Annotated in this window: 23 protein-coding genes; 11 read left to right on the forward strand and 12 right to left on the reverse strand. The window is 68.3% G+C overall.

Features of this window, described 5'->3' with window-relative positions; genetic code table 11:
- Window positions 1–5: 5 nt before the first annotated feature.
- A complete protein-coding gene (locus ABJD39_RS04080; RefSeq protein WP_348612398.1) occupies window positions 6–524 on the reverse strand; it encodes an HPP family protein in 519 nt (172 codons plus the stop codon).
- A gap of 135 nt (window positions 525–659) precedes the next feature.
- Here ABJD39_RS04080 and ABJD39_RS04085 point away from each other — a divergent pair, with 135 nt between their 5' ends.
- Window positions 660–830, forward strand: coding sequence for a transposase (locus tag ABJD39_RS04085; protein WP_348612400.1), 171 nt, complete (start codon window positions 660–662; stop codon window positions 828–830).
- Between the two features lie 89 nt (window positions 831–919).
- Here the strand turns inward: ABJD39_RS04085 and ABJD39_RS04090 are convergent, their stop codons facing one another.
- The 3 genes from ABJD39_RS04090 to ABJD39_RS04100 form a co-directional block, all read right to left on the reverse strand.
- Window positions 920–1,549 (reverse strand): DUF2391 family protein, encoded by a 630-nt coding sequence (locus ABJD39_RS04090; protein WP_348612402.1) that lies wholly within the window; start codon window positions 1,547–1,549, stop codon window positions 920–922.
- Window positions 1,550–1,656: 107 nt separating this feature from the next.
- Window positions 1,657–2,694, reverse strand: coding sequence for an isocitrate lyase (gene aceA, locus ABJD39_RS04095; protein ID WP_348612404.1), 1,038 nt, complete (start codon window positions 2,692–2,694; stop codon window positions 1,657–1,659).
- The gene (locus tag ABJD39_RS04100; protein ID WP_348612406.1) at window positions 2,694–2,900 is read right to left on the reverse strand and encodes a hypothetical protein; all 207 of its coding nucleotides are present in this window, start codon (window positions 2,898–2,900) and stop codon (window positions 2,694–2,696) included. Before ABJD39_RS04100 ends, aceA begins: the two co-directional genes overlap by 1 nt.
- 360 nt (window positions 2,901–3,260) lie before the next feature.
- On the opposite strand from ABJD39_RS04100, the gene ABJD39_RS04105 reads away from it, so the two are divergent.
- From ABJD39_RS04105 to ABJD39_RS04120, 4 genes are all read left to right on the forward strand, one after another.
- Window positions 3,261–3,659: a fluoride efflux transporter FluC gene (locus ABJD39_RS04105; protein ID WP_348612408.1), complete on the forward strand. Its 399-nt coding sequence runs from the start codon at window positions 3,261–3,263 to the stop codon at window positions 3,657–3,659.
- Window positions 3,659–4,099: a fluoride efflux transporter FluC gene (locus ABJD39_RS04110; protein WP_348613692.1), complete on the forward strand. Its 441-nt coding sequence runs from the start codon at window positions 3,659–3,661 to the stop codon at window positions 4,097–4,099. The genes ABJD39_RS04105 and ABJD39_RS04110 overlap by 1 nt, the downstream gene beginning before the upstream one ends.
- Window positions 4,100–4,179: 80 nt before the next feature.
- Window positions 4,180–4,626 (forward strand): universal stress protein, encoded by a 447-nt coding sequence (locus ABJD39_RS04115; protein WP_348612410.1) that lies wholly within the window; start codon window positions 4,180–4,182, stop codon window positions 4,624–4,626.
- A gap of 111 nt (window positions 4,627–4,737) precedes the next feature.
- Complete coding sequence (locus ABJD39_RS04120; RefSeq protein ID WP_073306691.1) at window positions 4,738–4,932, forward strand: cold-shock protein; 195 nt, start codon at window positions 4,738–4,740, stop codon at window positions 4,930–4,932.
- A 174-nt stretch (window positions 4,933–5,106) separates the two neighbouring features.
- Here the strand turns inward: ABJD39_RS04120 and gcvPB are convergent, their stop codons facing one another.
- Window positions 5,107–6,621 (reverse strand): aminomethyl-transferring glycine dehydrogenase subunit GcvPB, encoded by a 1,515-nt coding sequence (gene gcvPB / locus ABJD39_RS04125; RefSeq protein ID WP_348612412.1) that lies wholly within the window; start codon window positions 6,619–6,621, stop codon window positions 5,107–5,109.
- Entirely contained in the window at window positions 6,618–7,958 is a 1,341-nt protein-coding gene (gcvPA, locus tag ABJD39_RS04130) for an aminomethyl-transferring glycine dehydrogenase subunit GcvPA (protein ID WP_348612414.1), read from the reverse strand. Before gcvPA ends, gcvPB begins: the two co-directional genes overlap by 4 nt.
- A 167-nt stretch (window positions 7,959–8,125) precedes the next feature.
- Here gcvPA and ABJD39_RS04135 point away from each other — a divergent pair, with 167 nt between their 5' ends.
- Complete coding sequence (locus ABJD39_RS04135; protein WP_348612416.1) at window positions 8,126–8,323, forward strand: hypothetical protein; 198 nt, start codon at window positions 8,126–8,128, stop codon at window positions 8,321–8,323.
- Here the strand turns inward: ABJD39_RS04135 and ABJD39_RS04140 are convergent.
- The 4 genes from ABJD39_RS04140 to gap form a co-directional block, all read right to left on the reverse strand.
- Complete coding sequence (locus ABJD39_RS04140; RefSeq protein WP_348612418.1) at window positions 8,320–9,342, reverse strand: hypothetical protein; 1,023 nt, start codon at window positions 9,340–9,342, stop codon at window positions 8,320–8,322. The genes ABJD39_RS04135 and ABJD39_RS04140 overlap by 4 nt on opposite strands.
- A 76-nt stretch (window positions 9,343–9,418) precedes the next feature.
- Window positions 9,419–9,793, reverse strand: coding sequence for a glycine cleavage system protein GcvH (gene gcvH, locus ABJD39_RS04145; RefSeq protein ID WP_348612420.1), 375 nt, complete (start codon window positions 9,791–9,793; stop codon window positions 9,419–9,421).
- Between the two features lie 53 nt (window positions 9,794–9,846).
- Complete coding sequence (locus ABJD39_RS04150; protein ID WP_348612422.1) at window positions 9,847–11,046, reverse strand: glycine cleavage system aminomethyltransferase GcvT; 1,200 nt, start codon at window positions 11,044–11,046, stop codon at window positions 9,847–9,849.
- 117 nt (window positions 11,047–11,163) lie between these two features.
- Window positions 11,164–12,222 (reverse strand): type I glyceraldehyde-3-phosphate dehydrogenase, encoded by a 1,059-nt coding sequence (gene gap / locus ABJD39_RS04155; protein ID WP_348612424.1) that lies wholly within the window; start codon window positions 12,220–12,222, stop codon window positions 11,164–11,166.
- Window positions 12,223–12,401: 179 nt separating this feature from the next.
- Here gap and ABJD39_RS04160 point away from each other — a divergent pair, with 179 nt between their 5' ends.
- Window positions 12,402–12,770 (forward strand): Hsp20/alpha crystallin family protein, encoded by a 369-nt coding sequence (locus ABJD39_RS04160; RefSeq protein ID WP_348612426.1) that lies wholly within the window; start codon window positions 12,402–12,404, stop codon window positions 12,768–12,770.
- Window positions 12,771–12,804: 34 nt separating this feature from the next.
- Here the strand turns inward: ABJD39_RS04160 and ABJD39_RS04165 are convergent, their stop codons facing one another.
- The gene (locus ABJD39_RS04165) at window positions 12,805–13,785 is read right to left on the reverse strand and encodes an ATP-grasp domain-containing protein (protein WP_348612428.1); all 981 of its coding nucleotides are present in this window, start codon (window positions 13,783–13,785) and stop codon (window positions 12,805–12,807) included.
- A gap of 581 nt (window positions 13,786–14,366) precedes the next feature.
- Here ABJD39_RS04165 and ABJD39_RS04170 point away from each other — a divergent pair.
- The 4 genes from ABJD39_RS04170 to ABJD39_RS04185 are packed head-to-tail and all read left to right on the forward strand — an operon-like array spanning window position 14,367 to window position 17,474.
- A complete protein-coding gene (locus ABJD39_RS04170; protein ID WP_348612430.1) occupies window positions 14,367–15,674 on the forward strand; it encodes an MFS transporter in 1,308 nt (435 codons plus the stop codon).
- Window positions 15,671–16,543 (forward strand): polymer-forming cytoskeletal protein, encoded by an 873-nt coding sequence (locus tag ABJD39_RS04175; RefSeq protein ID WP_348612432.1) that lies wholly within the window; start codon window positions 15,671–15,673, stop codon window positions 16,541–16,543. The genes ABJD39_RS04170 and ABJD39_RS04175 overlap by 4 nt, the downstream gene beginning before the upstream one ends.
- Window positions 16,544–16,595: 52 nt before the next feature.
- Window positions 16,596–16,784 carry a hypothetical protein gene (locus ABJD39_RS04180; protein ID WP_348612433.1) on the forward strand — a complete coding sequence of 63 codons (189 nt, stop codon included), beginning with the start codon at window positions 16,596–16,598 and terminating at the stop codon, window positions 16,782–16,784.
- Between the two features lie 33 nt (window positions 16,785–16,817).
- Window positions 16,818–17,474 (forward strand): hypothetical protein, encoded by a 657-nt coding sequence (locus ABJD39_RS04185; RefSeq protein WP_348612435.1) that lies wholly within the window; start codon window positions 16,818–16,820, stop codon window positions 17,472–17,474.
- Window positions 17,475–17,701: 227 nt separating this feature from the next.
- Here the strand turns inward: ABJD39_RS04185 and ABJD39_RS04190 are convergent, their stop codons facing one another.
- A complete protein-coding gene (locus ABJD39_RS04190) occupies window positions 17,702–18,511 on the reverse strand; it encodes a CPBP family intramembrane glutamic endopeptidase (RefSeq protein ID WP_348612437.1) in 810 nt (269 codons plus the stop codon).
- Window positions 18,512–18,516: the final 5 nt, after the last annotated feature.

The raw sequence follows: 18,516 nt of genomic DNA on the forward strand, positions 1-18,516 counted from the left end.
ATCGTTTATCGCTCCGCGCGTTCGGCGTCCGCCTCCGTCAGGGGCGCACGCGAGGCCAGATCGGTCGCCCGCGACGCGAGCCACAGCGTGACCACGCCGACGACGATGACCGCGGCGTCCGCCACCGAGGGGAGCAGCCCCAACGAGACGATGAGCGTCGTCGCGCACGCCGGGGCGTGACGCGTCTCGGTCAGCGCCATCCCGAAGGTGGTGAGGCCGACCGAGACGACGCCGCTGACCGCGAGACGCGCACCGGCAAGTTCTCCGGCCGTCAGCGCGCCGGTGATAGCCGCGCCGTCGGCGAGGCCGTGATACGCCGCCAGCCCGGCGAGGACCCCGACAGCGTGCCCGCCGAGCAGCGCCCGCCCGCTCGGCCGATCGGAGCCGGCGGCGATCAGGTACGCCGACGGGCCGAGGCTCGGGAACACGAGCGGGCGACCTGTCGCCCACGCGAGCGCGCCGGCGACTGCGAGGAGGCCCGCGGCGTGCAGCGCGTCCACGACGGCGTCGGGGAGCGGTCGCACGGCAACAACTGGGCGACGCGACGCGCATGAACGCGGCGGTTCGGGGCGAGTCAGCGACCGCCTGCGAGCAGCCGTGAGCGTCGGCGACCGACGGCGACCGGTGTCTTGAAAGTCTCCGCCCACACAACGGGAGGTATGAGCCTCGAAATGGAGTTCTCCTGCCCCCGCTGCGGCGAGGACCGGGACTTCTGGCGCGTCGCCGCGATGACGATCCATCTGGGCGAGAAGACGAAGTGGCGCTGCAACGAGTGCGACTACGGCCTCACGCGCATCAACGGCGGCCGCGCCGACCCGATCCAAGCGTAATCGGGCGACAACGGGCGCTCCGGCTCGGATCCGAGGTAGGTTCGGTCGCGGCCGCGGTCGGTCCCGGAAACCGCGATCCGTGCGCGCGACTATCCCGGCAACAGATCCCCGAGCGCCGCCCCGACCGCCATCGGGAGGGCTGCCACGACCGTACTCCCGAGCGCGACCGCCGGGTCGGCCCAGTCGATCTGCCCCCACGCGGTCAGCCCGACGACGGAGGTGAACGCGGCGACACCGAGCACGCCGACAAGCCGTCTGGGGACGACGCCGAGGATCGGCCGGTAGACGCGCACGTCCTGAAAGTCGGCGACGTAGATGATCCCGACGACCAGCAGGACCGTCACCAGCGCGGTCCCGACGAGGAACGCGGGGTTGCCGCCCAAGTACGCCCCGATCTCCGTCGTGCCACCCTCGACGAGCATCGGGACGCCGAACAGCACGCTCCCGAGGAACGCCTCCGCGATGTCGCCGCGATCGAAGCCGCGGACGACCTTCCCGAACACCGATGGCTTCGGGGTCGCCAGGTCGCGGGCGGTCCGCATCGCCTCGCGCACCTTCCGGCGCTCGTCCGTGTCGTCGACCACGCCCTCCAACGTCTCCAGCTCCTCGATCAGGTCCTCGACGGTCGGTTCCGTCGATCCCGTCGGGTCGGCCTGGTCCGGGACGGCTCTCTCGCGGTCCCGGCGGTCCCGGCGGTCCGGTGCGTCGCTGTCGGTCATCGGTCGGGTCTGACCGCGGGCTCACGTAGTTCCGGCGGTGCGGGCGATACTCGGAGTGTGGACGGAACCGGCGGAAAAAACGGTGACGGAGAGACGGCGCGCCGCGATCAGTCGTCGTCGTTCGAGGTGATCGGCTCCGAGCGGTCCTCGGCGAAGCCCTCGGAGTCCTCGATGCGTTCCTCGGCCTCGGGATCGAACTGCGTCTCGATCTCCTGGTAGCGGTCGACGAACGACAGCGCGTGGTGGCTCTCGGTCTCGTGGCCGATGTAGCGCTCCTCGAGGTCGAACTGCGCCTCCTCGTCGTTCTCGGCGATGTTCTTCATGTCCTCGTAGACGGCGTGCGCGCCCGAGTGCAGCGCATAGAGGGTGATGAACTGGTACTTGTAGCCCAGGTCGCCCAGCTCCTCGAACGTGAGCGGGTCCTCCTCGGCGCCCCACTCGAACGAGGACGAGTAGTTGAACGCCAGATCCAGGTCGGGGTGCGTCTCGTGGATCGTCTCGGCGTATTCGACGGCGTCCTCGCGGCTCGGGTCGGGCATCTCCGGCCAGACGAGGTCGACGCCGGCGTCGGCGTAGATGCGGCCACGCTCGAGATGCTCCTCCCAGTCGCCGTTGGCCGAACCGTACGCGTCGGTGCGGGCGATGACGACCGTGTCCTCGCTTTGCTTGGCGTCGACGGCGGCCTCGAAGCGCGAGCGGGCCTGATCGCGGGAGACGATCTTCTTGCCCGCGATGTGGCCGCAGCGCTTGGGCGTCGTCTGGTCCTCGATGTGGACGGCGGCGACGCCGGCCTTCTCGTACTCGCGGACGGCGCGCCGGACGTTGTGGGTGCCGCCGTAGCCGGTGTCACAGTCGGCGATGACGGGGAGGTTCGTCGCCTCGACCATCCGCTTGGCGTTCTCGACCATCTCGGTCATCGTCACCATCTCCAGGTCCGGGAAGCCGAACTGCCCGAGGACCGTCGAGTAGCCTGACATGTACGCGGCGTCGAGGTCGGCCATCTCCGCGAGGCGGGCGTCGAGCGCGTGGTACACTCCGGGAGCGAAGACGTAGTCCTGCTCGTCGAGCATCTCGCGCAGCTTCGCGCCCTGCGGGTTGTCGATATCCTTCGTGAAGACGTCCTGGTCGAGTTCTGAGGGGTGCATTATTCGGAGTCCTCCATGAGCGCGATCTCGAACGGGTCGCGGCGACGGCGGCGCTCGGCGCGGTCGCGTCGGGTGTCTGCGGCTTGGGGGGTGTCGGTCGTCGTGACGGTGCGGCCCGTTCGCGTCCCCAGATCCGGGACCAGCGGCGCGTCCGTCTCCGCGGACGGTCGGGTGCCGGCGGTGGGGCGGGTAGCGCGACGGCTCATCGGTCGTCGCCCTCCGTGGAGAACAGGCTCAGTTCGCGGTCGTCGATCTCGTCGAGGTCGGTCGTGGGGTTCGGGTTGAACGTCATGGTGTGGGTCGTTCGGGTGGTGTGGGTGGCGTCGGCGGGTCGCGGTCGGTCGGCGTAGCCTGTGCATGTCCTGCGGCGGATTTGCGGTCGTGTACACCCATGCTGTGTCGCCTCACCTGTGTCCACCCGGGAGGACACAATAAATGTAACGAACTATAATGATAATATTCTATAACGGGTTTCTACCCATGGGGATCCCTTAATTGGTATTAGTTGACACGGGCGTCGCGCGGCGATCGACAGTCGGATACGACCCACGCGAGAGGCCTCGCGTATGTCGGGGGATTCTCGGGCGCTCGCCGTGACGGTCGCGCTCGTCGCCGTCGGCGGTGCCGTCGGCGCGTCGGCGCGTCACGCGGTCGGGACGGCGCTTCCCGGGCTGTGGGGGACGCTCGCGGCGAACGTCTCGGGCAGCCTGCTGCTCGGGTTCCTGCTGTACGAGGCGCTTCGTACCGACCGGCTGGGCGATCGCACGCGGACGTTGCTCGCGACAGGGGTGCTCTCCTCGTACACCACCTACAGCACCTTCGTCGTCGAAACGGCTCGGGCGGAGCCGCTCGTCGCCGTCGCGTACCTCCTCGCCAGCTATGGGCTCGGCTTCGCGGCCGCGCTCGGCGGCCGCGCGGGCGCCGCGTGGATCGATCCCCGACCGGATCGGGAGGTCGAGGTGTGATGGGGGCGTTCGCGGTCGCGGCGGTGTTCAGGTCCGCGCTCGGCGTGGTCGTGGCGGTCGCCGGTCCCGCGCTCGCCGCGGTCCCGGATCCCGCGCTCGTCGCCGGCGGCGGCGCCGTCGGGGCCGTCGCGCGCCACCTGCTCGGGTCGGCGGTCGACCGCGAGCGGTTCCCGCTGGGGACGCTGACGGTGAACGTCCTCGGGAGTTTCCTGCTCGGGCTGCTCGTCTTCTGGCCCGTCGGCGGCGACGCGCTGCTGCTGGCGGGAACCGGCGCCTGCGGCGCGTTTACCACCTTCTCGTCGTTCTCGGTGTCGACGGTGCGGCTGTGGGAACGGGGCGACCGCGGTCGGGCCGCGCTGTTCGTCGCCGGCAACACCCTGCTCGCGGGCGGCGGAGTCGGGCTCGCCGCCGCCGTGGCCGCCGTCGCCGGCGCGGCGTGACCGATCGGCACGGGGAGTCCCGGGCCGGCGAGCCCCCTGGGACCGAAACGCCCGAGTCCCCGCGCCGTGTGGTCGCGACCGTGTCACGACGCGTACTCGTTCCGCTCGACCAGTCGGAGCAGTCCACGAAGGCCCTCGATCACGCCCTGGAGGTTCACGAGGGGGCGACCCTCGTCCTCGTCAACGTCGTCGACCCCACTCGGTGGGTGTCCGCCGGCGACGGCGAGGGGATGGACCCGTACTACTCGAAGGAGTTGGAGGAGTCGGCGAAGGAAGCGAGCGACGAACTGCTGGAGTCGGCTGCCGAGCGCGCCCGCGAGCGCGGCGTCGACGTGGAGACGGTCCGACTCGTCGGCGGACCCGCGAAGTCCATCCTCGAGTACCTCGAGGACGAGGGCGACGATATCGACCAAGTGGTGATGGGAAGCCACGGCCGGAGGGGGATCTCCCGCATGCTCATGGGCAGCGTCGCCGAGAAGGTGACGCGGCGGTCGCCGGTTCCGGTAACGGTCGTCCGGTTCCGGTGACGGTCATCCGGTGAGGCGACGGCCTAACGGAGTGATCGGATCGAACCGAACCCCCGTGGTATCACGACCCTCGGAAGGGTTATCCCGCGGACGGCCATACGTTTGTTTGCAATGGCAAACGGAAAGGTTGATTTCTTCAACGACACTGGCGGCTACGGTTTCATTTCTACCGAGGACGAGGACGACGACGTGTTCTTCCACATGGAGGACGTTGGCGGTCCGGATCTGACGGAGGGTGAGGAGATAGAGTTCGACATCGAACAGGCCCCGAAGGGCCCGCGCGCGACGAACGTCGTCCGCAACTAAGCCGGTTTCTCTCGTCGCCCTCGGGCGACGGTGAACGGTTACTTCGATTTTAGGTACTACTGGCCGACGAGCGGTGCGACCGTCCGGCGACACGGTGACGGTTTCGGACTTCGACCGATGTCGACGGAGGGGACCCGAACGACCCGACAGAAACAGCCAGCGGTGCGACCAGTACTATTCGTCCGTGCCCAACGCGTGCCACGACAGCCGCGGGTTCCGCGCCGCGGAGGTCTGGTCGACCCGTCGCGACGCGGTCTTGGTCGGCGCCGCGTGCAGTTCCTCGTCGCTGTCGGCGAACGCCTCGTTGAAGGCGTTCGCCAGGTCCTCCAGCGAGCGCTTGTTCTCGACCTCCGTCGGCTCGGTCAGCATCGCCTCGGGCACCATCTCGGGCCACTTCGTCGTCGGTGGGTGAACGCCGTAATCGAGCATCCCCTTCGCCACGTCGGCGGCGTCGCGGTCGCCCGCGGTCGCGGCGAACTCGTGGTGGAACGGACCGTACGGCACCTCCAGATCGAGCAGACTGGCGAGGTAGTTCGCGTTCAGCGTCGCCTTCGCGGAGGCGTCGAGCAATCCCTCGTCGCCCAGCCGGCGGATGTACGCGTACGCCCGGATCAACACGAGCCAGTTGCCCGAGAAGCCGTGGACCTTGCCGATCGAGTGCTCGGGGTCGAACAGTTCGTACTCGTCGTCCGCCGCCGCGTCGTCCGCGTGGCCGTGATCGTGGCCCGCCAGCGCGCCGCCGTCGGCGGCGGTTGCGGCGTCGCCGGCGGGTCCCGTCTCGCCGACTGTCCGGACCCGCGGCCGCGGCAGGAACGGTGCCAGCTCCTCGACGACGCCGACCGGCCCCGCGCCGGGACCGCCGCCACCGTGGGGCGTGGCGAACGTCTTGTGCACGTTGTAGTGCATGATGTCGAACCCCATGTCGCCGGGGCGGGCGCGGCCGAGCAGGGCGTTGAGGTTCGCGCCGTCGTAGTACAGCAGGCCGCCGGCGTCGTGGACGAGCTCGGCGATCTCGGTGATGTCGCGCTCGAACAGTCCCACCGTGTTGGGATTAGTGAGCATCAGCGCGGCGGTGTCCTCGGAGACGGCCGCCTCCAGCGCCTCCACGTCGACGCGACCGTCCTCGCCCGAGGGGAGTTCGACCACGTCGTAGCCGGCCATCGCCGCGGTGGCGAAGTTGGTTCCGTGCGCGGAGGCCGGGATGATCACCTCGCTGCGGTCGTTGCCGTTGCGCTCGTGGTACGCCTTCGCGACGGCGATACCGGTGAACTCGCCGGCGGCGCCGGCGGGCGGCTGGAGCGTCACCGCGTCCATCCCGCCGATGGTCGCGAGGTACTCCTGGAGGCCGTGGAGGAGTTCGAGGTTCCCCTGCACGGTCTCGGGGTCGCGATCGGGGTGGACCGCCGCGTTGGGGTCGGCGGCGACGGCGTCCGCGAACGAGGGGTTGTACTTCATCGTGCACGACCCCAGCGGGTACGGCCCCGCCTCGACGCTCCAGTTCATCTGCGACAGGCGGGTGTAGTGGCGCGCCAGCTCCGGCTCCGACAGCCCCGGCAGCCCCAGCGAGTCCCGTGTCAGGTCGTCCGGGAGCGCCGAGTCCTCTCCGGGGTCGATCTCCGTGAAGTCCTTCTCCGAGAGGAGCGATTCGTTGTGCGTCTCGTCGCCGTAGCGGGCCTGATCGTGATTCATCGTACCACCTCCGCGAACGCGGCGACCAGATCGTCGGCCGCGTCGACGTTCAGGTCGGTCACGCACACCTGCAGCGTCTCGTCGTCGAGGACGTGAACCGCGAAGCCGCGCTCCTCCAGCCCGCCGGCGACGCCGGGCGCGTCGTCGACACCGACGGTGAACTCGCGGAAGTGATGCCGGTCGTCGAGGGGAGCCTCGACGCCGTCGAGCGCGTCAAGGGAGGCGGCCTCCGACGCCGCGTCGCGGACGCAGTCCTCGGCGAGGTCGACGAGCCCCTCGGGGCCGAGGTACGCCGCGTGCATCGCCGCCCGCAGCGCCACCCACGCCTGGTTCGTGCAGATGTTCGAGGTGGCGCGCTCCTTGCGGATGTGCTGCTCGCGCGTCTGCAGCGTCAGCGTGAACGCCCGGCGGTCCTCGGCGTCCTCGCTCTTGCCGACGAGGCGACCGGGAACCTGCCGGAGGAACTCCTCCGAGCAGGCGAACAGCCCGAGCCCCATCCCGTAGCTCGCGGGGAGCCCGAGGGCGCCGGCCTCGCCGACGACCACGTCGGCGCCGACCGCCGCCGGCTCCTCCAGCAGGGAGAGGGCCACCGGATCCGAGCCGACACAGAACAGCGCGTCGTGCTCGTCGGCGAGGTCGCCGATCGCCGCCAACTCGGGCTCGATGGCGCCCGTCACGGTCGGCGTCTCCGCGTATACGAACGCGGTGTCCTCGTCGACCGAGTCCGCGAGCGCGTCGAGGTCCGCCGTGTTGTCGGCGTAGGGGTACGTCTCGACGGTCAGCTCCGAGCCGTCGACGTAGTTGTCGAGCGTCCCGCGCTTCCCGTCGCGCAGGTCCTCGGGGACGAGCACGGTCGACCCGGAGGTCGAACGAACGCGGTCGGCCAGCAGCGCCGCCTCCGCGAGCGCGGTCGCGGCGTCGTACATCGAGCAGTTGGCGATCGGCAGCCCCGTCAACTCGACGAGGATCGACTGGTACTCGAACAGCGCCTGCAGGAACCCCTGCGTGATCTCCGGCTGGTACTGCGTGTAGCTGGTGAGAAACTCCGAGCGCGACGAGAGATCGTCGACGACCGCCGGGACGTAATGCGAGTAGTGCCCGCGGCCGAGGAACTCGACGAGGTCGTCGTTGCGCGCGAACGTCTCCCGGAGGTCGGCCCTGACAGTGCGCTCGTCACGCTGTGGAATGCCGAACTCCCCGTCGAAGGCGACCGCCTCGGGGATGTCGAACAGCTCGGCCTCGTCGTCGACGCCGAGCTTCTCGAGCATCCCCGCCGTCTCGTCTGCAGTGTGGGGCGCGAACGGGGAGCCGCTCGTTCCCGCGGATCGTCCGCTCATCGGGGGACCACCCTGACACGTCCGTGTGGGTTGACCGCCGCCGCGTGTCCACGTCTGTCCATAGATGTGCCTACGGCGCACCCACCAAGAGTCGTTCGTTCCCGGGCGGTGCAGCCGGCTGTCGGCGCGGGCGTGAGACGTATCCGTCGGCGGTGCCGAGCGACGGCGTGACCGATCCGGTCGACCCGCCGAAGGCCGATCCGCTCGACGTCGACGACGAGGCGACGGTCTCACCGCGGCCGTACGCGGACCTCGTCACGGGCGTGATGGAGGCGCGCGACTGTGCGAAGCCCGTCGCCGAGGACTGGGTGGACGAGCACGGTCGCGACGTCGCAGAGCGGTTCCTGCTCGCGCGGTGGAGCTAACGCTTCGTCGGCGTCTCGGTGAACACGGACTCGTCCACGTCCAGCCGGGTCCAGTAGGTCGTTCCCTCGTAGGCGACGACGTACTCGCCGCTCGCCTCCCACTCCTCGTACGACTCCTCCTGCCAGTCGTGGACGACGACCCGGCGGTGGGCGCGGAACCGCTCCACCAGCGACCGGAACCCGTCGCTCGGCTCCTCGTCGTGGGCGACGTGGTAGTCCGTGCCCGCGCGAGGATGGGGGCCACCATCGGGCTCGGCTGTGCCCGTCGTGGTGGCCGTGTCGACGATCTCGCGTTCCCCGGCGGGGAGCCCGTCGAGCTCGAAGCCGAACCGCTCGCGCACGTCGGCGCCGAACGCGGTCGCCGAGGAGACGCGCTCGGCCGTCAGCTCGTAGGTGTATACCGTGTACGTGTTGTCGCTGTCAACCTCGAAGCGCGCCGGACCGTCCGGCCACACGATCACGGGGTACTCCGGCTCGGGAACCAGCACCGAGTCGGGAACGGTCTCGGGGCGGTACGACAGGCTCGTCCCGATCCCGACGGGGCGACCGTCGTCGTAACCGCGGCCCGCCAGCACCCCCCGGTCGACCTCGGGGAGGTCGCCGTATCGGATCCGCTCGCTCGGTCCGGGCGTCTCCTCGCCCTCCGCGACCCGGATCGGGTTGATCGTCACGCCGAACGAGCGCAGCTCGCGGGAGTCGACCCGTTCGGCGTCGAACCGGTAGACGCCGTCGCCGACGACGACCGGCTCGTCGGTCGGGAGGGGTTCGTGGGTGTCCTCGACGGTCGCCGCGCCGGTCTCGACGACCTCGCGGGCGAGCGCGTCCGGGTTCTCGGGGTCGTCGTCGGCACCGTCGCCCGCGCCGAACGTGTGGAGTGCGGCGCGCGCGATCCCACTGTCGTCGGCTGCGGCCATGCGGAGCGAGGCGGTCGGGGAGGGCGCACAGCCGGTACAGCCGCCGGTGGCGGTCACGGCCAGCGTCGCCGTCGTCGCGAGGAACGACCGGCGGTCGAGTGGCATGGTCCCCGGTACACGAGGGCCGGGCAAGAAGTGTCCGGAGGCGAAAACGACCGTTTCAGGGACGGGTATCGCGTCGCTACGCGATCTGGTCGCGGTACTCGTCGGCCGAGAGGAGGTCGTCGAGGTCGCCCTCGTCGATCTCCAGTTCGAGCATCCAGCCGTCGCCGAAGGGGTCCTCGTTGACGAGTTCGGGCGCGTCGAACAGCGCCTCGTTGACCGCGACCACGTCGCCGGAGACCGGCGCGTACAGGTCGGAGACGGCCTTGATCGACTCGACGACGCCGAACTCGGCGCCCGCCGCAACGGCGTCGCCCTCGCTCGGGAGTTCGACGAAGACCACGTCGCCGAGTTCGTCCTGTGCGAACTCGGAGATGCCGACGCGGCCCGTTTCCGGGTCGATCCACTCGTGTGACTCGCGGTAGCGCAGGTCGTCGGGAACGTCGAAGCTCATCGTCTATCGGAGTTGCCGGGGCGGGGGTACTTGGGTGTATCCGAACCGGCGCGCTACTCGAACGGGACCGAGACGACCTTCGCGCGCTTCTCGCGCCCGCGGACCACCACGTTGACCTCGGTACCGGGATCGGTGAGGTCGACCGGGAGATACCCGAGCGCGATCGGCTTGCCGAGACTCGGGCTCATCGTCCCCGAGGTGACGGCCCCCACGACGTGCCCGTCCTCGTTGGTCACGTCGTAGCCGTGGCGGGGGACGCCGCGGTCGAGCAGTTCGATGCCGACGAACGTCTCCTCGACGCCAGCCTCCGCCTGCGCGGCGAGCGCGTCGCGCCCGACGAACTCGGTGTCCAGATCGACCGCGAAGCCGATATCGGCCTCGTAGGGCGTCCGCGGTTCGTCCTCGGGATCGAAGTCCTGCCCCGAGAGGAGGAAGCCCTCCTCGATGCGCAGCGTGTCGCGCGCGCCGAGGCCGCACGGCGTCGCGTCGTCGGCGAACAGCGCCCACACCGCCTCGGCATCCGTCCACGGACACAGCACCTCGAAGCCGTCCTCGCCGGTGTAGCCCGTGCGGGCGACCCAACAGTCCGCGCCGGCGACGGGCGCGAACGTCGCCGAGAACCGCGAGAGGTCGCGCACGTCGGGACCGCCGTCGTCGACCGCGTCGGCGACGAGGTCGGGCGCGTCGGGGCCCTGCACGGCGAACATCGCCCAGTCCTCGGTGACGTTTCGGACCTCGCAGTCGAGGTCCCATTCGTCGCGGTGGTCGACCCACCGCTCGTGCATCTGTGCGTCGTGGCCCGCGTTCGGGATGAACAGGTACGCGGGGACCGTCTCGACGTCGTCGCGTTCGCCGGCGTCGTCCCCGTTCGGGTTGACGGGGGCGCCCTCCGTGTCGACGGCGCCGTCGTTCCTGTCGTCATCCATCCGCTCTTCGTCGGGGAGCCGGTAGACGACGGTGTCGTCGAGCATCACGCCGTCCTCGCGGGTGATCGCGGCGTACTGGGCGTCGCCCGGCGAGAGCGCCGTCACGTCGTTGGTCGTGAGGCGGTTCAGGAGGGTCACCGCGTCGGGGCCTGCGACCTCGATCTCGCCCATGTGCGAGACGTCGAAGACGCCGGCGGCCTCGCGCACTGCCGCGTGCTCGGCGCGGATCGACTCGAACTCCACGGGCATGTCCCACCCGCCGAACTCGGTGAACTTCGCGTCGCGCTCGGCGTGGGCCTCGCGCAACGGCGGGTTCCGGAGCGTCATACCCGCGAGGTCGGTCGGGGGGCGAGTAATGGTTTGGTATTCCGGCGTGCGGGACGCCCCCGCCGCCGCGGGTTGCCACCCTGAACCGCAGTCTGCCCCACGGACCGAGCAGACGGCTCAGTAGGCGTCGACGTACGCCGCCACGTCGAGCATCCGGCTCGAGAAGCCGTACTCGTTGTCGTACCACGTGAGGATCTTCGCGATGCCCTCGTCGTCGTCGCCGACGACGTTCGTCGAGCGCAGGTCGACGTACGAGGAGAACGGCAGCCCGAGGATGTCGCGGCTGACGACCTCGTCGTCGGTGTAGCCGAGCACGCCCGCGAGCGGACCGGAGTCGGCCGCGTCGCGGAACGCCTCGTTGATCTCGTCGGCCGAGGGCGACGCCTCCAGGTCGACGACCAGTTCGGTGAGCGAGCCGTTGGGGACCGGCACGCGCATCGCCATCCCGTCGAGCTTGCCCTCCAACTGGGGCAGGATCTCCGTCGCCGCCTGCGCGGCGCCCGTCGACGTGGGCACGATGTTCTCGGCGGCCGCGCGGCCGCGCCGGGTCTTCGCTTTCGGGCCGTCAACGAGGTTCTGGCTCCCCGTGTAGGCGTGGACCGTCGTCAGCGTCCCGGAGGCGATGCCGAACTCCTCGTCGAGCACCTTCGCGACCGGCGTGACGGAGTTGGTCGTACAGGAGGCGTTCGAGACGACCGACTCGCCCTCGTACTCGTCCTCGTGGTTGACGCCGTAGACGAGCTGCTTGACCGGCTCCTCGCCCTTCGGCGGCGCGGAGATGACGGCCACGTCCGCGCCCGCCTCGACGTGTCGCTCGGCGTCGCTTTTCGTGCGGAAGACGCCCGTGCACTCCAGCGCGACGTCCACGTCGAGGTCGTCCCACGGGAGGTCCGCCGGGTCCTGCTCGTCGAGGATCGGAACGGCGGTGTCGCCGATAGACAGTTCGTTCGCGTCGGCGTCGTACTCGACGCCGTCGAGCCGGCCCATCACGGAGTCGTAGGAGGCCAGATACCGCATCTCCTCGCCCTCCATGACGTCGTTGATGCCCACGAGCTCGATCCGCGGGTCCTCCAGCACCGCGCGGAAGACGTTGCGGCCGATCCGACCGAACCCGTTCAACCCCACCCGGACCGGCTCGTCGACGTCGTCGCCCGCTTCGAGGTACGATTTACTCATATCCGAATAACCGATGTCCGGGACCTTATCGCTTGTGGGTGCATCGGACCGAACCGAGCGGTACGCTGTCGCAGCGGCGGGAGCATCGTCGCGGCGGCACACTCGCCGTCGTCGCCGACAGCGTCGGGTCGCTTCCGGGGAGAAGGCTTATTCGGGGGAGCGAACTACCTCGGGTAAGTATGCGCGACGACCGCGACGATCCGTTCGGCGATATCTTCGATGAGATCGAGCGGATGATGAGCGAGATGGCCGGCGAGCCCGGCGGCGACGCCGGCTTCGGCGACGAGACCCACGTGTCGGTGTACGAGGAGGGCGAGACCCTCCGCCTCGTGGCCGACCTGCCGGGAGTCGACAAGGACGGGATCGACCTCCAGTGCGACGGCCGAACGCTCACGATCTCCGCGGAGGGCGCCGACCGACGTTTCGACGAACGGGTTCGGCTCCCCGTCCGTGTCGACGAGCACTCCGCGTCGGCGGCGTTCAACAACGGCGTGCTCGAGGTCACCTTCGACGCGCTGGAGCCCTCCGCCGACATCGACGTGGAGTAACGGCGACGGTCGCCGACGGCACCGGATCCGACCGCTATCGTTTCGCTGTCCGCCGTACGAGCGCCGCCAGATCCGCGTCGAACCCCTCGCGGTACTTCTCGGCGGCGTCGATCGTCGGCCGGGCGTTCGTCTCCGAGACGACGAGCCGGTCGTCCGACTCCAGCAGGTCGACCCCGAGCAGCGGGATCCCGAGTGTTTCCGCCGCGCGCTCGGCGAGCCGCCGTGCCGCTTCCGGGAGGTCGACGCCCTCGGCGACGGCGCCGCGGTGGACGTTGTGTTTCCACTTCCCCTCGGTCAGCGCCGCCTCGGAGAGTCGGCGCTCCACGGCGCCGGCGTAGGCGCCGTCCAGCACCATGACCCGGTAGTCGGTCGCGGCGGGGAGGAACTCCTGCAGCAGGTACGACTTGTCGCCGGTCGCGCGGTAGTCGTGGACGAGGTCGAGATAGTCCGTCACGCCGAGCAGCGAGTCCGGGTCGGTCACCTTCGCGACGCCGGCGCCGCGCGTCGTCGAGTTGGGCTTCACGACCAGCGGGTAGCCGATCGCGGCGGCCGCGGCCAGCACCGCTTCGTCGTCGGCGGGATTCGAGACGAGTCGCGTCCGCGGCACCGGGAGGCCGGCGTCGGCGAGGCGCGCGAGCGTGCCCGCCTTGTTGCGCGAGGCGAGGACCGCCTCGCGGCCGTTCACCCACGGCACGCCGAGGCGGGCGTCGATCACGGCGCCCTCCATCAGCCGTGACGGATACACCCAGCCGGCGTCGAAGCCATCGAACTCGGCCGGCCCGTCTCCGGTTTCGCCGTCGTCAGCGCGGTCGACATCGCCGTCGCGGTCGGCGTCGCCACCGCGGTCACCGTCGCAGTCGCCGTCGGCGCCGGCGACCCGGAGCACGCGCTCGTCCGGCTGGACGTGGTCGACGGCGATTCCGTGGGGAGCGAGGCGCTCGCGGAGGCGCTCGAACGTCTCCGCGCGTGTGGTGACCGCGAGCCGGAGGTCGGGGTCGGTTGGCGCCGTCGGCATCGGTCTGTCCGAGTCGACGGTCGCCCGGCGTATAGCGGTTCGGCTCTCGACACGGGTGATCGACACGACGGTGACATCTGTGTGGGCCGTGTCAAATTCCAAGGAATCGAGTTCCATCTCGGAGTTCTGTCCACTCTTTCAACTACCTGTGTGGACATCCGAAAGATAGTCACTTGCTTAGTGGATACAGTTATACAGAAGTTATCAGGATCACCATTCTGAATGGGCTGGTTTTCGATCCTTCCGTAGTGTCGGAGGGGGAAAGAGCACTGAAATGAGCGTGTTCTGGAGCCGTCGCGGACTACTACGCACTACCGTGTCCCGAATCACGGGGATTTTGCGCGATCTTGCAGAGATCACTGTCAGTGATCCATCCGAGTTAGCCACCCGAAATCTACGGAGACGGTCGCCAAGAACGGACAAGCCTTGATGGCGATCTTCACGCCGGAATGGGGCGATACGACGGTTCACCCCGGTACTGGTGGTCCATGGATCGAACGAGCGCAGTGACAGAGCGCCTGACTGGCGACGACATTGTAGTTAATTAGTATCCGCGTGCACGACCGGTCAAGACGGCCCAAATGGAATTTAGCACGCACGTTCGCGAACGCCGATGGATAACGGTGGCCGGATATGGGCTCTTCGTCGCGCTGATGGTCGCCGGCTACTACTACAACCTCACGTTCGTCCAGTTGGGACTCATCGACCTTGGGACGCGCCTCGTCAGGATGTCCGAGACGGCCGTCTCGATGTGGATGGCGGCGCTGGCGCTCGTGACCCTCGTTGTGGCGGCCGTGACCGGCGTGACGATGGACCGCCGAGGCTGGAGCACGCACTTCCGAACGAAGCTCCGACTCCTGTTTGGCGTCGTCTGTGTTCAGTTCGCGCTCACGCTCGTCGCCCCGATGATTCGGACCGTTCCCGCGTTCGGTGCGTGGATCGTCCTCGCGTCGATCGGGCTCGGGGTCGGATTTCCCGTTTCGTTCTCACTCGCCATCGACCTCGTTCCGGTGCCGGACCGAGGGTACGTCGCCGCAGCGATCACGGCGATCGCGTATTTCCTGGCGAACGCGATTCCGCTCAGCTGGTCGGTCGACGTCTTTAGTCGGCTGATGGTTGCCGCGATGGCGCCGGGCATACTCGTGCTGGCCGTCCTGTCGTTCGTCCGCGTCGATCGTCTCGATGCGCTCCTCGATGTCCTCGGGGCACAACACGAGACGTATGGTACCGGACGGTTCTGTCACGGGGCTCCGGTTCAGGCGCGGAGTCTGGCCTTCGTCGTTCCGGTCGTTCTGATGTTCGGCGTGTTCTTCATCGACAGCCTGGGGTTCCTTCGGATCATCGACACGCCATCGCTCCTGCTGAGTTCTTGGCAGTCGCCCGACCTCACGATACGGCTATTTATTGCCGTTGCACACGTTGCCGGTGCGGTAATGGCCGGCGTCATCTACGCGAACTATTCGCTTTCGCGGGTCTTCCTCTGGACGTTCGCGCTGTTCGCCCTGACGCACGTCATGTACACGTCCGACCTGCGATTCGCCGCGGTGTTCCCCACGATCGCGGGGGACGGAACGTCCGTCCTGAATCCCGCCCTGTACGCGATCGCCGTGAGCTTCTACACGACACTGAACTTCGCACTCTGGCCCGACCTCTCGACGCCGGAGACGATCGGTACTCACTCAGCGATCGGTATCGGCGTCGCCGGGTGGCTTGCCACGTTCTCGAGCACGGCACTTGCGCTGTACTTCCAGGCAGCCGACCTCACACTCCTCTCCCACCTGAACGTGGTGCAGGCGCTCTCTCTGCTCCTCCTGTTCGGACTCGCGGTCGGCCTGTACGCCAGACGGATGGTCGAACTCGCTCGCGAGAGCGGAGGTATGAATCCATGAGTCCGACGGAAGCCATCCCGCTCCTCATCGTCGTCCTCCTCATGGTCTCCATCGGAGGCGGCGATGTCCAGGAGATGTCCGTGACGTTCCAGGGCGACAACGATATCGACTCACTTGCGGACGTTCACGTCGTCGCCGGCGGAACCACCACTGTCCCCGGGGAAGCGACCGTTGAGGGTGACGTGTACGTGATCGGTGGCACCGCAGCCATCGACGGCACCGTTGAGGGGGACGTGACGCTCCTCAACGGGAATCTTTCCGTACGTGACGACGCGACCGTGACCGGAACCCTCCGGACGTATTCGGGATCCCCTACGGTCGGCTCCGACGCGTCGGTCGGTCACGTCTCGCAATTCGAGCCGCCAACCCCGTCGAGTTCGCCCGCCCAGCGGGTGGGGGGATTCCTCCTACAGTTCCTCGTCCTCGGCGCGTTCGGCTGGTGGCTCGTTGAGCGGCATCCACTCGTCATCGAGAACGTCAGCGCGGCTATCACCGAGCACGCGCTCGTCAGCGGCGTCGTCGGCAGCCTCGGTGCAACGAGCCTCCTCGTCCTCTTCGTCTACATGGCCTTCACCCTCATCCTGCTCCCGGTCGCCATCATCGGGCTCTTCGCGGAGTTCCTGGTCATCCTCTACGGTCAAGTCGTATTCGGATACCTCATCGGGACGCGCCTCCCGATCGAACGCGATGGCGTCGCGACGCTCGCAGGGATCGCCGTGTTCCTGCTCGCCCTCGAGCTCCTCGGGTTCGTGCCGTACCTCGGTGGGATCGCACAACTGGGCGTCGCTGTCGTCGGCTTCGGGGCCGTCTTGAACACGTACTTTGGCCTCCAGCGGTTCGAACCCATCACGATCCCGGGAGAAACGTAACCATGCCCACGGCACTCCATGGCCCGAGTTCCCGAATCGAGGTGTACCAGCGGTGATACCATCACTCCACATGGCCTGGCGTCATGTACTGTTCGCGAACTGGCACTACCCCGTCTGGGGTGTCGTAGGTGCGACGACGACCCTCGGGCTCGGACTGCTCGTCACGATGCTCACCGTCGCCGTCGGTGCCCTTGTCGTTGCCTTTGGGGTGTCGCTTGGCGCCGGCCGTCCAGTTCGCTAATATATTTGTCCGCGGCCAACGACGACGGTCCGTATGGCAGCGTCGAACGCGATCGGGTCCGCCCGTGGGTTATCGAAGCGGGTCGGACGGTACGTCAACCACGGCGACGCCCTCGTACGGTTCGTCGCCCTGTGGGCCGTCATCGCGAGCGTGTTCACGGCGGCGTGGATCCTCAGCTACCTCTTCTTCCCTCAAGGGCTGCTACGCGGCGGGAACCCGGGTGCGACCACGGGGTATGCGGGGAGCGTCATGTGGGAGTTCCTGTGGCTGTTCGGGTGGAACGTCGGCGTCTCCCTGATTGCCGTCGGCGCGAACACGCTCCGGTCGGTGAACACCCCGATGGGGTACGTTATTGAGGTCGTCCAGGCGCCCTGGTACGGAGCGGTCTGGGGGACCGGGTCACTCGCCATCGGGACGGGTGAGCGAATCGCACCGTCACTGACCGTGCTCGTCGAACGGAGCGGCCCGATGGAGATCACGGCGTTCGTCGCGATCGTGGTCGCGACGCGGGGCGTGATGCTTTGGCATCAGAAGTCCGGCCCTCGGTGGCGAGAAGAGTTCGATCGCGTTCGATCGCCCAGCGACTGGTCGCTGACACAACGCGAGTGGGCGCTGTTGGTCGGCGGGTATCTGCTGCTGGCAGTCGCGTGCTATCGCGAAGCCGTCGCGATAGCACAGGTTGCCGGGTGAAGAGGGCGTGATCGCGTTCCCTCCGTTCCAGACGGGGTCGGTTAGTCGTCTGTGGGGAATCCAGTATAACTGACAAAATGGGCCTACTGAATAGAGAGGATGTATGAAGGCTCTTGTCCGCCTAGGCTGGACTCGAAGGCGGGTGTACCGACTGATCCAGTGGCTCCCTCAGGGCCGATCGCTGGTCGCCGATCTGCACAGTGCAGATAGCATCCATCCAAAAGCCGTCAGAGCAGTGCGACCTGAACGAGCGAAAGCACCACCAGCGGGACGTGGAACGTGGCGTGGCCCACCATCGCTGCCTCGAGGCTCCGCTGCCAGTACAGCCACCCGAAGATGACGCCTGCAATCGCATTCAGGAGGACCGTTCGAGCGACTAGTGCCGGGGTTAAGCTGACGGACTGAGCGAGCGCCGGGAGATGACCGATACCGAATAGCACAGCAGCGATCACGATCGCGGCCCACATGACCCCCGGACCGGGACCGTCCGATCGACGGCCCGTGACGTACCAGCCGACGAACGCGAGCGTCGACATGAGCCCGAACCGGAGCAGTAGCTCCTCCGTGATGCCACCGTAGAGGAAGCGGACCGGGGCGTACGCGAGGACGTTCGCCACGGTCGGATCGGTCGCCCCGATCGCGGACTGGGGTAGGTCCTGAGCGACGAACGGTGCCAAGGCGACGTCGAGAAGCAGAACCAGTATGCCTCCGAGGGCGCCGAAGCTAACGGCGAGGCTGACCTCGGGACGGAGACGTGGCCAGATTCCGTCACCTGTTCCCGCCCGATCGTTGAGGTACGATCGCAACCCCACCGTTGGGGCCGCGTATGTGCCGAGCAGACACGCGACGACGAGTATGAGAAGCGAATTGAGACCGGAGGACACAGCAAGGAGAGGGAGCGACAGTCCGGCAGGGACTGCCGTCGATGGCGTCGTGAGATAGATGTACCCCATGAGAGCGAGGATTCCGGGAATTCCGGCTAGCAGCATCACGCCGAACCGCTTTGCGAAGGAGGAGATCCTCTCAGTTGAAGACACACCGA

It is taken from the genome of Halobaculum rarum, assembly GCF_040025155.1.
Classification (GTDB): Archaea; Halobacteriota; Halobacteria; order Halobacteriales; family Haloferacaceae; genus Halobaculum; species Halobaculum rarum.

What these genes read in the sequence shown, in the direction of transcription:
- ABJD39_RS04140 (WP_348612418.1), bottom strand. Translation starts at nt 9,342, where the DNA reads ATGCCACTCGACCGCCGGTCGTTCCTCGCGACGACGGCGACGCTGGCC.
- ABJD39_RS04175 (WP_348612432.1), top strand. Translation starts at nt 15,671, where the DNA reads ATGAGTCCGACGGAAGCCATCCCGCTCCTCATCGTCGTCCTCCTCATG.
- ABJD39_RS04165 (WP_348612428.1), bottom strand. Translation starts at nt 13,785, where the DNA reads ATGCCGACGGCGCCAACCGACCCCGACCTCCGGCTCGCGGTCACCACA.
- ABJD39_RS04120 (WP_073306691.1), top strand. Translation starts at nt 4,738, where the DNA reads ATGGCAAACGGAAAGGTTGATTTCTTCAACGACACTGGCGGCTACGGT.
- gcvPB (WP_348612412.1), bottom strand. Translation starts at nt 6,621, where the DNA reads ATGAATCACGATCAGGCCCGCTACGGCGACGAGACGCACAACGAATCG.
- ABJD39_RS04160 (WP_348612426.1), top strand. Translation starts at nt 12,402, where the DNA reads ATGCGCGACGACCGCGACGATCCGTTCGGCGATATCTTCGATGAGATC.
- ABJD39_RS04090 (WP_348612402.1), bottom strand. Translation starts at nt 1,549, where the DNA reads ATGACCGACAGCGACGCACCGGACCGCCGGGACCGCCGGGACCGCGAG.
- ABJD39_RS04105 (WP_348612408.1), top strand. Translation starts at nt 3,261, where the DNA reads ATGTCGGGGGATTCTCGGGCGCTCGCCGTGACGGTCGCGCTCGTCGCC.
- gcvPA (WP_348612414.1), bottom strand. Translation starts at nt 7,958, where the DNA reads ATGAGCGGACGATCCGCGGGAACGAGCGGCTCCCCGTTCGCGCCCCAC.
- ABJD39_RS04170 (WP_348612430.1), top strand. Translation starts at nt 14,367, where the DNA reads ATGGAATTTAGCACGCACGTTCGCGAACGCCGATGGATAACGGTGGCC.
- ABJD39_RS04110 (WP_348613692.1), top strand. Translation starts at nt 3,659, where the DNA reads ATGGGGGCGTTCGCGGTCGCGGCGGTGTTCAGGTCCGCGCTCGGCGTG.
- aceA (WP_348612404.1), bottom strand. Translation starts at nt 2,694, where the DNA reads ATGCACCCCTCAGAACTCGACCAGGACGTCTTCACGAAGGATATCGAC.
- ABJD39_RS04150 (WP_348612422.1), bottom strand. Translation starts at nt 11,046, where the DNA reads ATGACGCTCCGGAACCCGCCGTTGCGCGAGGCCCACGCCGAGCGCGAC.
- ABJD39_RS04085 (WP_348612400.1), top strand. Translation starts at nt 660, where the DNA reads ATGAGCCTCGAAATGGAGTTCTCCTGCCCCCGCTGCGGCGAGGACCGG.
- ABJD39_RS04185 (WP_348612435.1), top strand. Translation starts at nt 16,818, where the DNA reads ATGGCAGCGTCGAACGCGATCGGGTCCGCCCGTGGGTTATCGAAGCGG.
- ABJD39_RS04100 (WP_348612406.1), bottom strand. Translation starts at nt 2,900, where the DNA reads ATGAGCCGTCGCGCTACCCGCCCCACCGCCGGCACCCGACCGTCCGCG.
- gcvH (WP_348612420.1), bottom strand. Translation starts at nt 9,793, where the DNA reads ATGAGCTTCGACGTTCCCGACGACCTGCGCTACCGCGAGTCACACGAG.
- gap (WP_348612424.1), bottom strand. Translation starts at nt 12,222, where the DNA reads ATGAGTAAATCGTACCTCGAAGCGGGCGACGACGTCGACGAGCCGGTC.